Origin of the sequence: Marinimicrobium sp. ARAG 43.8 (assembly GCF_050113635.1) — a bacterium.
GTDB lineage: Bacteria > Pseudomonadota > Gammaproteobacteria > Pseudomonadales > Cellvibrionaceae > Marinimicrobium.
Map to the genome: position 1 here is coordinate 1113257 of NZ_JBNJLT010000001.1, position 15011 is coordinate 1128267.

The 15011-nt window shown below is 56.9% G+C and carries 12 protein-coding genes and 1 tRNA gene; 5 read left to right on the top strand and 8 right to left on the bottom strand.

Going from position 1 to position 15011, the window contains the following annotated elements:
* Positions 1 to 163: 163 nt before the first annotated feature.
* Genes ACQCLF_RS04690 through ACQCLF_RS04710 form a run of 5 tightly spaced genes read right to left on the bottom strand, consistent with a single transcriptional unit; the run spans position 164 to position 5954 of the window.
* Positions 164 to 1492: a hypothetical protein gene (locus ACQCLF_RS04690; RefSeq protein WP_426985122.1), complete on the bottom strand. Its 1329-nt coding sequence runs from the start codon at positions 1490 to 1492 to the stop codon at positions 164 to 166.
* Positions 1493 to 1511: 19 nt separating this feature from the next.
* Complete coding sequence (locus tag ACQCLF_RS04695; RefSeq protein WP_426985123.1) at positions 1512 to 2336, bottom strand: CpsD/CapB family tyrosine-protein kinase; 825 nt, start codon at positions 2334 to 2336, stop codon at positions 1512 to 1514.
* A 12-nt stretch (positions 2337 to 2348) separates the two neighbouring features.
* Entirely contained in the window at positions 2349 to 3863 is a 1515-nt protein-coding gene (locus ACQCLF_RS04700) for an XrtA system polysaccharide chain length determinant (protein ID WP_426985124.1), read from the bottom strand.
* A gap of 2 nt (positions 3864 to 3865) precedes the next feature.
* Complete coding sequence (locus ACQCLF_RS04705) at positions 3866 to 4492, bottom strand: XrtA/PEP-CTERM system exopolysaccharide export protein (RefSeq protein ID WP_426985125.1); 627 nt, start codon at positions 4490 to 4492, stop codon at positions 3866 to 3868.
* A gap of 49 nt (positions 4493 to 4541) precedes the next feature.
* Positions 4542 to 5954, bottom strand: coding sequence for a TIGR03013 family XrtA/PEP-CTERM system glycosyltransferase (locus ACQCLF_RS04710; protein WP_426985126.1), 1413 nt, complete (start codon positions 5952 to 5954; stop codon positions 4542 to 4544).
* Positions 5955 to 6183: 229 nt separating this feature from the next.
* Between ACQCLF_RS04710 and tviB the strand changes: the two genes are divergently transcribed.
* The 4 genes from tviB to ACQCLF_RS04730 all read left to right on the top strand — a co-directional run bounded on the left by tviB (position 6184) and on the right by ACQCLF_RS04730 (position 9602).
* Positions 6184 to 7458, top strand: a complete 1275-nt coding sequence (gene tviB, locus ACQCLF_RS04715) for a Vi polysaccharide biosynthesis UDP-N-acetylglucosamine C-6 dehydrogenase TviB (RefSeq protein WP_426985127.1) — start codon at positions 6184 to 6186, stop codon at positions 7456 to 7458.
* A gap of 26 nt (positions 7459 to 7484) precedes the next feature.
* Positions 7485 to 8492, top strand: a complete 1008-nt coding sequence (locus tag ACQCLF_RS04720) for an NAD-dependent epimerase (RefSeq protein ID WP_426985128.1) — start codon at positions 7485 to 7487, stop codon at positions 8490 to 8492.
* A gap of 19 nt (positions 8493 to 8511) precedes the next feature.
* Positions 8512 to 9429, top strand: coding sequence for an XrtA system polysaccharide deacetylase (locus ACQCLF_RS04725; RefSeq protein WP_426985129.1), 918 nt, complete (start codon positions 8512 to 8514; stop codon positions 9427 to 9429).
* Between the two features lie 96 nt (positions 9430 to 9525).
* Positions 9526 to 9602 (top strand) — tRNA-Arg (locus tag ACQCLF_RS04730).
* Between the two features lie 42 nt (positions 9603 to 9644).
* Here ACQCLF_RS04730 and ACQCLF_RS04735 read toward each other — a convergent pair.
* The 3 genes from ACQCLF_RS04735 to ACQCLF_RS04745 all read right to left on the bottom strand — a co-directional run bounded on the left by ACQCLF_RS04735 (position 9645) and on the right by ACQCLF_RS04745 (position 14266).
* On the bottom strand, positions 9645 to 12059 hold the full coding sequence (locus tag ACQCLF_RS04735; RefSeq protein WP_426985130.1) for an acyl-CoA dehydrogenase: 2415 nt from the start codon (positions 12057 to 12059) through the stop codon (positions 9645 to 9647).
* 177 nt (positions 12060 to 12236) lie between these two features.
* Positions 12237 to 13541, bottom strand: a complete 1305-nt coding sequence (locus ACQCLF_RS04740; protein ID WP_426985131.1) for an ABC transporter permease — start codon at positions 13539 to 13541, stop codon at positions 12237 to 12239.
* A complete protein-coding gene (locus tag ACQCLF_RS04745; protein ID WP_426985132.1) occupies positions 13538 to 14266 on the bottom strand; it encodes an ABC transporter ATP-binding protein in 729 nt (242 codons plus the stop codon). Before ACQCLF_RS04745 ends, ACQCLF_RS04740 begins: the two co-directional genes overlap by 4 nt.
* A 129-nt stretch (positions 14267 to 14395) precedes the next feature.
* On the opposite strand from ACQCLF_RS04745, the gene ACQCLF_RS04750 reads away from it, so the two are divergent.
* Positions 14396 to 14944 (top strand): DUF3299 domain-containing protein, encoded by a 549-nt coding sequence (locus ACQCLF_RS04750; RefSeq protein ID WP_426985133.1) that lies wholly within the window; start codon positions 14396 to 14398, stop codon positions 14942 to 14944.
* Positions 14945 to 15011 lie beyond the last annotated feature (67 nt).

The following is a 15011-nucleotide window of genomic DNA, read 5'->3' on the forward strand; positions in this document are numbered from 1 at the left end:
GATAAATTTTACGTCCTTGTACCACCTTATTTATGCTGGATCATGCCTAAGAAAAAGTTTTTTTATAATTTTTGCGTTGCCGCGCAAAAAGTGTGTGTATTGAAACGCTTACTCAGCACTCGCTCTATAAGTTACGGTTATATGGGATCCATTGAGCGCCGATTTAGAATTGGTAGCCGAGCCGTACACCCCCCGACAGCTCGTCGTATTCACGAAAACCGGTATCCGACTGGCGGTCGTGGAAGGTGGCAAACAGGCCAGCCCTCAGCCCCCCCGCGAAGCGGTAATCATACCGGAACCGCCAGCGTTGAACCTGATAGTCCGTCCGGGCGGTGGATGGATCAAAGTTGTGTTCCCGGACCTCCCAGCTCAACGTCACAGAGGCACGGGGGCTAACATCGTAGGCTCCGGCCACCTGAATACCTGTTTCATCCTTATCCTCAGCTTCTCTGCGGTAATCATCACTTTGCCAGAAAGCCGAGATGTCCAGGCGGCAACGCTGGCATAGGGTTTCGTGCGTCCAGCGCACTTCGGCACGGGTGCGCTCCAACTGGTCGATCCGGTCTGTGAGCGAATCCCCCGGGTTAAAGTCGTCAAGGTCGCCCCGGTTACCGCTACCCGCCGAATTATCCGTAATGAAACGCTGCGCATTGAACTCCCAGGTCCCCGGCCCCTGCCCCCACTCAACCTCCAGTGAATAGGCGGGACTGGAGAGGTTCTCGCCCTGAGCAGAGTCGCTCTCATTCACCCCGACTTGCACACGGTAAGATAAGAGACGCAACGTCGATTCAAAACCCACGTTCACCGCACGGTAGTCATAGTCGGCCGAAGGGATGGCGTCGAAACGAACCGCCATTTGCTGGCCCGTCAGACTTAAAGAGTCCACTGGCGAGAGGTCCCGCCGCCAGACAATACTGCCGCCCTCGCGCGTGGCGTCACGGTCGGCCCGGTAACGGTATTCAATGTCAGAGAAATGACCTCTCAGCATCAATAAATCGGTGTCGGTGGGTCGCCAACGGGCGCTGGGTAGCGCCGACAGAATCGTTCTTTCGTCATTATTGCGCAGCAGGTCAATCTCATCCGGGGCGTTTAGTACGGTGCGTCGGCTATGAGACACCAGCAGGTCAAATGGCTGGTCCTGACGCCCCAGCAGCAATTCGCTGTTGCCGACGAGAAGGCTTCGATCTGGTTGAGAGCCTTCCGTATAACGACGCTCCATCGCTCGATAGTTGGCACTGACGTTCAACCAGCGGTTGCTGTACTGGCCGCCGAGCTGAAGTTCCACTTCATCCTGTCGCTCGGAGAGAGGGTCCGAATCGGAACGGTTGGCGTTGTCGCTGTAGGCGGTGCGCACATCAATGCCAGCTTCCCAGTCACTGGCAGCAACCGCAGCGACCGGTATAACGGAGCTCAACACAGGCAGCACGCCCGTCATCAACCGAACGGAAGGGGCACAGATTTTACCGAGCAACGACTTTTGGGGCACTGACATGGTGACCTCCCACAGAGGATCAGTGGTTGAAAATCAGCCCAGAGAACTTATCCCGTCCTACGGCGTCGATTCCCGACAGAATGTCCGAAGGCGTACTTTTTCCGAAAGGCACCACCAGAAGGGCGTGGTCACAGTATTGCGACAAAATACGTGCCTCGGTTGAAGACTGAACCGACGGTGCATCAAGCACGATAAAACGATCCGGATAACGGGCTTTGATTTCGGAGATCAGCACCTCCATGCGCCGGGAATTAAAGAACTCCGCCGCTGACTCGCTGCCCGTTCCCGAGGGAATCACTCGCAGACGTTCAATGCCGGTTGGGTAGATTATTTTTTTCAGGGGTACGGTATAGTCGTTCAGATATTGGGTCAGGCCGGCATCCATGGGCGATACGATAAACTGCTCCGCCGTCGAGTTGTAGGGGTTGCAGTCGACATATAACGCCGTTTTGTGCCGGTCCAGCGCGAAGGTCGCTGCCAGATTAAAGGCCACAAAGCTGCCTCCTCCACCCTCCGCGAGCGACGACACCATAGCGACCACGTTATCGGTTTTACTTTTTTGCAGAATGCGAATTCGCACTTCCCGGAAGGCATTCAACAGTTCGCGCTGGCGCATACCGGTATAGATGACTTTTTTCTCGTCAAGCTCATCCCGGTTCCAGATAACCGGGGTGGCCATGCCTTTGATCTGTTCTCGCTTACGGTGCTCCGCCACCGCACTTTTGATCAGCGGGTCCTGATCTCGGTCCTCTTTCATCGTTTCGTTTTTGTCAGCGACCGTTCTCAAGGTCACCTCCTGAAGCTTGTTGTCCGGCTGACCGGGTGCCCTGTGATTATCGCTCATACCGAGTCTCCATCAGTTTTTCACCCCATACCAGACGTAGGCCAGCGCCGCATAGCCCGCCATTGCCAGAACCGACAGCGTGAATAATATCAGCATATCTTTGCGCAGCAGCCGCGCCGTCAGGGGCGTATGGTAATGGGGAATCACCCCAATCAGTTCCACCCTCTCCGGCAACTGTTCCTGCAAGGTCCGCGCCGAGCGCACATGGGGATCGAGCAGCACGAAGATAAGCAGCAACCCAAGCGGCGCCAGAATACCCAGAAACGGACCCGCTGAGGCGAAATGGACAAACCGCAGCCCGGACGGCTCAAGCGGGAACGTCGCCGGATCCTGAATACGATAGTTCACCCCCTGCCCTTCGATATCCAGCGTCATTGACAAGCGGGCGGACTCTTTACGTTCCAGCATTTCGTTGTAAACATTGCGGGTAACATCCAAATCCCTTGTCAGCTCCGACAGCTCAGCCTGATTGGTAGCCACTCGCTCGGCGCGTTCGTATTCCCGTTGCAACATGGCTTCCAACGACTCCATGCGACGCTGTTGAGCGGTGAGACTGACTTCCGCCACAGACTGCTGTTTGCGCAGTTCTTCATACAGTGGATTTTCCACCGTTTGTGCGTTGCCGTATGCGCCACCGGAGAACTCGGTAGCGGCAATTTCTTCATCAAGGTCTTGTATTTGTTGACGAAGGGAGATCACGTCCGGGTAACTTTCCTGATACTGCAACCGAAGCTGATCCAATTGACGGCTCAGCTCCCGGCGACGATCACGCAGACGATCCACTTCACCGCGAGCCACCTGGTATTGATTTTCTTCGCTCAACTGCTTGGTGATGGTTTCAATCCGGGACTGGGATTCCTGGATCTCCAGGCGCAAGGTCTCAATATCGTTACGCAGCTGGTTGATGCGACTGGTCACCTGCGCTTCCGTGCCGTCGGTATTCTGGGCGCGAAACTGCTTCAATTTTTCTTCGGCTATTTCCAGCTGTCGGCGATAGGATTCGACTTGCGCATCAATAAAATTGAATGCCCCGACACTTTCTTCTCGCTTGCGTCGAGCGGTATCCTGAATAAATACATTAATAACGCTGTTCAGGACAGTGAACGCTTTGTCCGGGCTCTCTGCGCTGTAGAGCACACGAAAGTTGTTGGCGCTTTCCGTTCTTACCGACACCCCACCCCGCAAGCGACGAACCACCGCTGCACGCTGTTCCTCGGAGGAGCCAGCATCGAGCAGACCAGCCTCTTCAGCGGCTTTTTCCAGCACACGCCGAGTGTACAATGTTTCCTGCGCCTGCTTGGCACGGTCAATCGATGTCACTGACGCGCGGCCTTTGAGCAACGGCTCAATGATGTTCGTCTCGTCCGCGTACAACAGGGCCTGGGTGGTATAGGTATTAGGCCAGAAATAGCCTACCAACAAAGGGCCAAAAGCCACCGTAATAAATAGCAGGACTACCCAGACTCTGAAGCGCACGGCCTCGAGCTTGAGGGATTTAAGCCAGTCCAGAATCAGAGACTTGTTCATAATCAGAATGCCCTCTCAGGCACCGTCACGATGTCCGAAGGCTGCAGTGAATAATTCGTTTCCACCCGCCCCCGGTTGATTAAATCGTCCAGGTGTATCGGGTAGACTTTGACATCACCATTAATGCGACGATATAGCTTGGCCTTGTTCGCCGAGGCAAACTCATTCGGCCCACCAGCCAGCAGTACCAGATCCAGAACGGTCATCCCCTCGCGGTAGGCAATCGACTGTGGACTTTGCACAGCACCGGTGATGCGGACCCGCCGCTGGAAATCAGAGCTTGAGGGGTTTGTGACAATCACCGTCACCTGAGGGTTTCGAACGTATTCATTCAACGCGGTAGTAAGCGCGGCGGAAAGCTCTTCGGTGGTTCGGCCCGCCGCCATCACATCCCCCACCAACGGCAGGGAAATCATGCCATCGGGCCGCACCGGAACATCGCTGGAAAGCTCAGCATTGCGCCAGACATTGATGCGCAGCGCATCGCCCACGCCAATGCGATACTCCTGTAAAGTTCCCGATCCTGTGGGGGGCGGCTCAACTGGCTTGGTGGAGCAGCCAGACAGGAGTAGTAATGACAGGACCATCAGTCCGAAGCTGGTCCGGAAAAATGCCAGTGCTGTGTTCACGCTGCGTCTCCTTTAAATTGGGACTTTTGGTCACATCACGCTGGAGGTGTCAGTGAACGCCTTTCCCCAGCAAAACAATTTCCACAGTTTGAATCATAATAAGCATGTCCATCAGGAAACTGTGGTTCTTGGTGTAGTAGAGATCATATTGCAACTTGCCTCGCGCATCCTCTACCGACGCGCCGTAGGGGTATTTAAGCTGCGCCCACCCCATCAAGCCCGGTTTGACCTTATGCCGCATATCGTAAAAGGGAATCTGGTCTGAAAGATCTTTCACAAACTCCGGTCGCTCCGGACGCGGCCCCACAAAACTCATATCTCCCCGGATCACGTTATAAAGCTGTGGCAGCTCATCCAGGCGGGTGTTCCGAATGAAGGCACCAACCCGGGTGATACGGCTATCGTTTTTCTGGGCCCATACAGCTTTGCCACCCTTTTCCGCATCCTGACGCATACTGCGAAATTTATAAATACGGAAGCACCGGCCATTAAGCCCCACTCTTTCCTGATGATAGAGCACCGGCCGCCCACTCTCCAGCAAAACCGCAATCGCGGTGAGCAACATGAAGGGCCAAAGGATCAGAATGAACAGCGATGCCAGGCCGAGATCAAACAGCCGCTTGGCCACCGACCGGCTGCGGGAGTACTTAAACCCGTCTGAAAACAGCATCCACCCCGGTTTCAGCGCTTCAACATCAATCTTGCCCAACTCCCGCTCACAAAAACCCAGCGTGTCGCTACTGGGAGTGCCATGGAGCTTGCAATCGACAAACGCTGCCAACGGAAACAGCCCCCCATCGCGCTGCCGACGCTCGTCCGGGGCGATCACGATTTCGGAAACCTGGTGAGAACGAGCGAACTGAACCCAATCCTGGGGAACCGGCAGCACCAGGTTTTCATCCACTGCCACAGGTTCGTTGCCACTGGGCACACAGCCAATCACTTTTACGCCTACCACATTCTGTTCAGGTGCCAGTTGGGACAATAGCCGTTGCGCCCGCACCCCCGCGCCGAAAATCACCACTCGGCGGCGAAGCTCGTCAGTGTCCACCAGCAGCAAGAATACCGCCCGGGACACCAACACCATGGCGGTGGACAAAAGAATACTCCAGAAAATCAGCGCCTGGGTAAAAGCACCCGCCATCAGATCTATCACAAACAGCGCCGCGCTGCCCAGCAAAAAGAAGCTGACCAGCGTGCGCAGCACCATGCTGGAATAACCTTCCCGCACCAACGCCGTGTAAACCCCCATCGACAAGGTGCAGCAACTCAGCACCACCGCAAACAACAATAACGGCCACCACAGCTCCGGTCCGGATAAAAACCCCACGGACAACTCCCCCATGGTGGCCAGCCAACGATCCATCAACCAGACCGCTGCAACCAGCAACACCAGCTCCACCAACCCCAAAAACAAGTAGGGAAGATGAACGTAATGTTTATTGATCCGGATGTAAGACAAAACCCTGTCCTTCTGAGCGGGAATGAAAGTGGCTGTGGGCCTCGCATTATAGGGGTTTATCGTGGCTTTCTCGACCTTCTCCCCACGCTTTTTATTCAAAAAAGTGACAAGATTTCCGACACTTTAAAGCGCGTTTGCTTTTCATTAAATGCTCAGAAAATATGGTACCTTAGAACGCGCAGGGCGACGCTTTTTCCCGGCATCTCGAGCACTGTTCAAGGACACTTTTATGTTCCCCACTGATCCATCTGTTTGCGTTATTGGTTTAGGTTATGTCGGCTTGCCGCTGGCGACGGAATTTGGAAAAAAGGTCGACACTATTGGCTTCGACATCAACCCCGCCCGCATTACCGAGCTGCAGTCAGGCCGCGATCACACCCGAGAAGTCAGTGCTGAGGAATTGGCGGCGTCAGAACGATTGCGCTTTACCAGCGACGAGAAAAACATTCGGCAATGCGATGTTTATATCGTTACCGTCCCGACCCCGATTACCGACAGCAAACAGCCCGACTTGAAACCTTTGCACAGTGCCTCCGAATTACTGGGCCGGGTGATCGGACGCCACAGCATTGTGATTTTCGAGTCCACGGTGTATCCCGGCTGCACGGAAGAGGTTTGCGTACCAATCATCGAACAGGGCTCTGGCCTGGTCTTCAACCGGGATTTTTTCGCGGGCTACAGCCCGGAACGCATTAACCCCGGCGACAAAGAGCACCGTGTCAGCACGATTGTTAAAGTGACGTCTGGCTCCACCCCGGAGGTGGCCGACTACGTTGATCGACTTTATCAACGTGTGGTGACCGTCGGCACTCACAAAGCGAGCAGCATTAAGGTGGCGGAAGCGGCCAAGGTAATCGAGAACACCCAGCGCGATATTAATATCGCGCTGGTCAATGAACTGGCGTTGATTTTCAGCCGCCTGGGCATCGACACGCTGGAAGTACTTGAAGCGGCGGGCACCAAATGGAACTTTTTACCCTTCCGCCCCGGTCTGGTGGGCGGTCACTGCATCAGCGTGGACCCGTATTACCTCACGCATAAGGCTCAGCAGGTGGGTTACAACCCGGAGGTCATCCTCTCCGGGCGCCGCATCAACGATGGCATGGGCCATTTCATTGCCGCCTCGGTCGTCAAAACCATGACCCAGCGAAAACTGCACCTGGTGGACGCCAACGTCTTGATCATGGGGCTGGCTTTCAAAGAGAACTGCCCGGACCTGCGCAATACCCGAGTGGTCGATATCATCAGCGAGTTCCGCGAATACCACGCGAATGTGGACGTTTACGACCCCTGGGTGGACCCGAAAGAAGCGCAGCACGAATACGGGCTGACACTGGTATCCGAGCCCAAGGCAAGGCATTATGACGCCATCATCCTGTGCGTGGGTCACCGCGAGTTCCGTGAGATGGGCGTCGACGCCATTCGCCAGCTCGGTCGGGACAACCACGTTCTGTTCGACGTCAAACACCTGTTGCCCAAAGACCGGGTCGACGCCCGTCTCTAGGAACGAATGAACTTCAAGGTTTCACTATGAAAGTATTGGTCACCGGCACCGCTGGCTTTATTGGCAACCACCTGGCATTGCGGCTCCTGGAGCGCGGCGACGAAGTGGTCGGCATCGACAACCTGAATGACTACTACGATGTGCGCATCAAGGAAGCTCGCCTGGCCCGGGTCTCCGCGCATTCAGGGTTCACCGATGTGCGCGCCAACATCGCGGACAAGGCGGCTGTTGACCGGGCCTTCCGTGACCATAAACCAGACCGCGTCGTCAATCTCGCAGCTCAGGCAGGCGTGCGCTACTCGCTCATCAACCCTCAGGCGTATATTGACAGTAACATTACCGGCTTCCTGAATATCCTTGAGGCCTGCCGGCACTTCGGCACCGAACATCTGGTTTACGCGTCCAGCAGCTCTGTCTACGGCGCCAATACCGCCATGCCGTTTTCGGTGCACAACAACGTTGACCACCCCGTCAGCCTGTATGCCACCAGCAAGAAGTCCAACGAACTGATGGCGCACACCTACAGCCATTTGTTCGACATACCCACCACGGGTTTGCGGTTTTTTACGGTGTACGGTCCCTGGGGTCGTCCCGATATGGCATTGTTTATCTTTACCCGCAAAATCCTCGCTGGCGAGCCCATCGACGTGTTCAATTATGGCCATCACCGTCGGGACTTTACGTATATCGACGATATTGTCGAAGGGGTGATTCGAACCCTGGACCACGTCGCACCAGCCAACCCCGAGTGGAGCGGCGACGCCCCCGACCCGGCCACATCCAAGGCTCCTTACCGCCTGTACAACATCGGCAGCAACCGCCCGGTGGAGTTACTGCGTTACATTGAAGTTCTGGAGAACTGTCTGGGCAAGAAGGCCGAGAAAAACTTGCTGCCCCTGCAACCCGGCGACGTGCCGGATACGTATGCCGATGTTGATGCGTTAATGGAAGACGTGCATTACAAGCCGTCTACGCCTGTGGAAACCGGCATTGAAAATTTTGTGCGCTGGTACCGGGATTATTACCAGGTTTAATAGAGGTGGCCCCACTCTAATGGTGAAACAAAAAGCCCCCATCACCCATGCGATGACCGTGGATGTCGAAGACTACTACCAGGTCGCGGCGTTTTTCGATGTGGTTCGACCCGAGGAATGGGAACAGTGGCCCTCGCGCGTAGAGGCCAATACCGACCGCCTGCTGGCGCTCTTTGATGACCACGGGATCAAAGTCACCTGCTTTATTTTAGGGTGGGTCGCGGAGCGCCACCCCGAGCTTGTAAAACGCATTCATCACGCCGGGCATGAAGTTGCCTCTCATGGCTACAGCCACCGTTTCATCTACCGACAGACGCCGGAGGTCTTTCGGGAGGAGACGCATCGCTCCAAAGCCATTCTGGAAGATCTGGTCGGCCAGCCTATCCAGGGTTACCGCGCCGCCAGCTACTCCATTACCCGCCAGTCGCTGTGGGCACTGGATATACTCGCGGAGCTCGGCTTTATCTGGGACTCGAGTATTTTCCCCACACGCCACGACAACTACGGCATTCCGGACAGCCCCCGGGAGCCCTATAAAATTATCACCCCCAGCGGGGCGACACTCACCGAATTCCCCCTGACCACGGCCACGGTATTCGGTCAGGCCGTTCCCGCCGCCGGAGGCGGTTACTTTCGCCAGTATCCGTATGCACTCTCCCGCTGGCTGTTTCACAAGGCGAGCGACGAAGGACGAAAACCACAGATTTTCTATTTACACCCCTGGGAGATCGACCCTGATCAGCCCCGTATCCACCAGGCCCGCTGGTTCTCCCGTTTCCGGCACTACACCAACCTGCGTCGCTGTTTGCCCCGCCTTGAGCGCATGCTTCGCGACTTCTCCTTTGGCACGATGAGCCAAAGCCTGGGGTCGGTACACATTGAGCAAACGCTGGATCTGCGCGAACCGGGCGCGGGGACCAACACCAGACACTCTTAGGTGCCACCTTAGGTGCTGATCGGCCAGCCAACAGCATAGACGAATGCGGCCAGACTCTGTAGAATTCCGCCCTCTCGTTTTGAGAGACATTGACACGCACCCGTAGCTCAGTCGGATAGAGTAGCGGTTTCCGAAGCCGTTGGTCGCAGGTTCAAATCCTGCCGGGTGCGCCATTTATGAAAAAGCCCGCAAGTTGCGGGCTTCTTTCTAGCGACTTACAGCGACTCGAAAGCGTCAGTGAGGAGGCAGTCGTAGCGACGTGCGTCGTATTCCTTGAGGCGGGGAATATCCGCTTCGCGAATCATGCCTTTTGCCGCGGCATCCTGCAGGCGTTCTGCCAGCGTTTCTCCCGACAGCTCCCCTTTGGCTTGCGCACGCACGAAGGTGCTCCACACCGGCTCCAGAGACAGCAGCATTTGGTAGGTGGTTTCCACCCGACCAATGGCGTCTTCGGCATTGTCATTTTCATACACGTAAGGGCGGAACGCCTTGCGCACCGGGTTATCCTCCATGATCAACGCCCCCAGCGTACGAGTTGCCTTGTCGTCAGGCTTCTGCACAATACGGCCCCACGGAAACACCATCCATTTGACCAGGCAGGCCAGAGCGCCTGCCGGGAAATTGCGGTAGAAATCGTACAGCGCTTCTTGAGCGGTATACAGCGCGTGGCGCAGAGCGTAATCGGCGTGCGCATCTTCCTCGTCGGTCCGCGGGTGGGCGGAGTGGAATTTCAGGATTGAACAAGCGATAAACAGTTGGCTGTGCACATCCCCCAGGCGGGCGGACAATAGTTCGCGACGTTTGAGATCACCGCCCAGAATCCCCAGCGCCAAATCAGAGGTCACCGCCAATCCGGCACTGAGCAAGTTGATGCGCTGGTACCAGCGTCGACTGAAACTATCGGCGTTCTCAGGCACGCCGCTGAACGCGGCACGAGTGACCCCAAAGAGCTTGGCGCGCATCACATTACACAGCAAGTGCCCTAAATGGCGAATAAACAGTTTATCGAAGGCTTTGAGTCCGCGCTTCGAATCATCGTCCTGGATCGCCTGCAATTCCTCAAACAGATAGGGGTGGCACCGCATGGCACCCTGCCCGAAAATCATCAGGGAACGGGTGAGAATATTGGCGCCTTCCACCGTGATGGCAATGGGGACACTCTGATACGGCAGAGCCAGGAAGTTGCGCGGGCCGTGCTGGATGGCCCGGCCGCCGACCACATCCATTCCGTGGTTGACCACCCGACGCATCATTTCCGTGGCGTGGTATTTGGCCATCGCCGTCATGACCGACGGCGCACCGGTTTCAAGCCCTTTGGTCACCATCTGGCGAAACGCTTCCATGGTGTAGGCACAGCGGGCGATGTCCGCCGTGGCTTCCTGAACCCCTTCAAACTTGCCCACTTCCATATTAAATTGGCGGCGAATACGCGCATAAGCACCCACTGTGCGGTAAAGCATTTCGCCGCTCGCGGTGGCCAGGGCGGGCAGAGAGACACCCCGACCAGCGCCCAGGCACTCGATCAACATCCGCCAGCCTTTGCCCGCCATGGGCGCCCCGCCAATAATCCAGTCCACTGGAATGAACACATCCTCCCCTTTGATCGGGCCATTCATAAACGGGGAGCCGGGGTTGTGGCGCTTGCCGATTTCAATGCCGGGGTGATTCGCGGGCAGCAGCGCACAGGTGATACCGTAATCGCTTTTGTTTTTGTCACCCAGCAGACCGTCCGGGTCGTGCAGTTTGAACGCCAACCCCACCACGGTCGCCACGGGCGCCAGTGTGATCCAGCGCTTACTAAAGGTGAGTTTGAGACCGATCACCTCCTGGCCTTCGAACTCGCCTTTGCAGACGATACCTGTGTCGGGGATAGAGCCCGCATCAGAGCCCGCTTCCGGGCCGGTAAGACCAAAACAGGGAATCTCGGTGCCTTTTGCAAGCCCTGGCAGCCAGCGCTGTTTTTGCTCCTCGGTGCCGTATTTCATCAACAGCTCACCCGGACCGAGAGAGTTGGGCACCATGGCGGTCACCGCCGCTGTACCGGAGCGGCTGGCAATTTTGCTCATGATTCGGCTTTGCGCGTAGGGGCGGAAATCCCGCCCGCCAAACTCCTTGGGAATAATCAGGCCGAGAAAGCCTTTGTCTTTCAAAAACTGCCACGCCTCTGGAGGCAGGTCCTTGCGCTTATGATGGATGTCGTATTCATCCAGCATGCCACACAGTTCCTCCACTTCTTCGTCGAGGAACCGCTGTTCTTCATCACTTAATTGCGGCAGTCCAATCTGTGCAAACTGGTGCCAGTCGGGCCGACCGCTGAAAAGGTCTTTTTCCCACCAGGTGGTCCCCGCTTCCAGCGCTTCACGCTCGGTGGAACTCATGCTGGGCATGGCCTTCCCCAACAGGCGGTACACAGGCGCCGACAGCACGGGGCGACGCAACATGGGCACATTAAGAATCAGAAGAATCGCCGCCAGCGGTATCACCAGCCACAATGACCAGAACGCCGGAGAGATAAAACCAAGCAAAAACCAGGCGACCGCCATGACCGCCGATCCCAGCGGCAGCGGCAAACGCCGATACAGCAAGACACCGAGCACAATCAACCACACAATCAGCGATAGCAAAAACATGACATTCTCCTTTTTCAACAACAGCTTTCAGCGACATCACGCCGCCCGGCAACCCCGACTCAGGCGATCTTGAACGCTATGACAGCGTCAGGAAGCGCTCCCTTAACAATAGCGCAAATCCACCGCCCCCTGTAGGTTTTCGAGTCCTTCCTTCGACCCCGTCCCGGCCTTCAATGTTCAGCGTTCATTCAGCCCCTTGGCCAATCCTCTGCGGTAGGCGGCAAGCGCCGGCACCAGCCCCATCAGCAAAGCGAGCACCACGATGCCACCCATTAGATACGCAGTCTGAAGGCTGAGGGGATTGATCGCGATAAACAATCCGAACTCCGACGCCAGCCAGGGCTGCGCCACGGCCAGGCCGACCGTGAGCGACACCGTGCCGATCACCAGACTCAACAGAGTAATCAAAAGCACTTCCAGCTCGATCAGGAAAAACAGCGTACCTGCCCCAGCGCCGATGGCGCGCAGCACTGCCAGCTCGGGCTGGCGCTCTTTCATCGAGGCGAGCAGCATAGTCACCATACCTGCCAGCGTCGCCAGCAACACCAGGAAACTAATGAGGTAAAGCAGGTTTTCCGCCACGGCCAACAGCTGCCACAGCTCCGTCAGTGCCACCCCAGGCAACAGCGCGGTCATCGGCTCGGCGCGACTCTCATTGAGTTCTCGCTGCAAGGCGAAAACCATCGGGCGCGCCTTCAGCCCCAACAACACGGCATTAATATTGCCGGAGACCGGCTCTGCATCAAGACCTGCCGCGCTCGACTCGTGGTCGTGGTCGTGGTCGTGGTCGTGGTCGTGGTCGTGGTCGTGGTCGTGCCCAGCCTGAGAATGACCTTCGCCACTGTGCAAGCTTTCCATGGCCACCAGCGTCATATGCACGCGTCGATCCACCGGCGTGCCGGTAGGCTCAAGCACCCCCACCACGGTAACGGGGTGATCGTCGTGATGCGTAAAACTCACACCCGCACTGCCGTGCGCCACGACCATTGTATCCCCCAGGCTCAGTCCCAGTTCTCGCGCCACACGGGCGCCCAACACCACTTCATCATCGCTGGTGGCCGCAAAAGGCCGACCAGCCGAAAACGCCAGGGATTGCTGCTGACCGTAGTGATAGTGCTCGAAATACGACCAGTGAGTCGCAAAAACCGGAAAGCCGCGCACGGAGTCACCCAGTGAAATGGGAACGGCCCAATCCACCATCGGGTGGTTGGCCAGCGCCGTATACGCTTGCGGACTCAGGCTGCTCGTCGGCTGCCCCATCTGAAACACCGAATACAGCAACAGGTTCGTCTGACCACCGCGAGGCCCCACAATCAGATCTGTTCCCGAGAGGGTTTGCCGAAAGCTGTCTTTGGCCTGATGGCGCAGGTGATCAATGCCCAGCAACAAGGCGATACCCAGGCTCAGGGAGAGCAGGGCCAGCAGCACCGTGGTGCGACGATTCCAGAGACTGAGGCGGGTGAGTGTCATCAACATTGTCATACCCCCTCCACGGCGGACGCACGGGATAATTCCCGCAGGTCCAACCGCTGGTCAAAGGCACTGGCCAGGCTTCGGTCATGGCTGACAAATACCAGAGTGGTCTTCAGCTCGGCCACTTGCTCCAGAAGCAATGCCATAAACGCCTCGCGGTGATCCGAATCCAGCGCCGAGCTGGGTTCGTCCGCCAATACCATCTCTGGCTGGCTCATCAACGCTCGCGCCACCGCCACCCGTTGCTGTTGCCCCACGCTCAATGTCCGCGCTGGACGTCGATCAAGGCTCGCCGGTAAGTTGAGGGCGCGCAATAAGTGCGTCGCCCGGTCAGCCGCATCCGCCGTTTGCCGCGCAAAATGCGCCGCCAGACACACGTTATCGAGCACACTCAAATAGGGAATCAGATTAAACTGCTGGAACACGACGCCGATATGCCGGGCACGAAAGCGGTCGCGCCGACGGGCCGACATGGCCGTGGTAGAATGCCCCAGCAGAGAAACCTCACCGGTCCGGGGCAGAGTAATTCCCGCCAGCAGATTCAGCAGGCTGGTTTTACCCGATCCGGAAGGGCCATACAAAAAGACCCGCTCGCCCCGACCCACCGTCCACAAAGGAATATCGAGCACGTTGGTGTCTTCCGTTTTATGGGAACGGGTCTTCCAGGAAAAGGTCACATCCCGCAAGGCAATCGCGGGCGTCTGAGCGGCCATTGAGTGGTCGGAGGTCATCATCTCATTCACTGTTGTGTACGTTAAAGTGGGAGCTGCCCCGTTACTATGAAGCAAATCCAGCGGTCAAATAGGGCGCCCTCATACGGGCTCAAAGGGTTACTGTACCTGATTGGTTGTCTATGGACCGCCATGGCGTCAGCAGATTCCCCGAAAACCATTGAGTGGACCGACCTGATGCCGGAGGAAGACCTTCGCTTGCTGGAGAACATGCCGATGGTGGACCACGGCGGCGACGGCATGACTGCCGATCAGCCCGCGACCGGGTTGCGCCCTCAGGACCGGGATCTGGCCGGCGATATCGATGCCGCCATTTCCCGCGCGATGAATGACAGTGAAGGGGAGCGCACCTGGGAGGATGCCCTGGTTTCCACCCGTACCCGCGAAGAGTTCGACAACACGGATATTCGACTGCCTGGATTTGTGGTGCCACTGGAGTTCGATGATGACATGAATATCCGGGAGTTCTTCCTGGTGCCTTACTACGGCGCCTGCATCCACGTCCCCCCGCCACCACCGAACCAGATCATTTTCGTGCGCTTCCCAGAAGGGTTTCAGTTGGAGGCACTGTATACCCCGTTTTGGGTATCCGGCACCCTCCGTCTGGAGAAAATTGAAAACGATACCGCGCTGGCGATGTACGCCATGGATGCCAAGGAGATCGTCGAGTACACCGAATAGCCACCAACCGCCCTTCGTGCCTCACCCTTACCGCCACGCCCTGACTGTCCTTGCCGCGTGGCGGAAA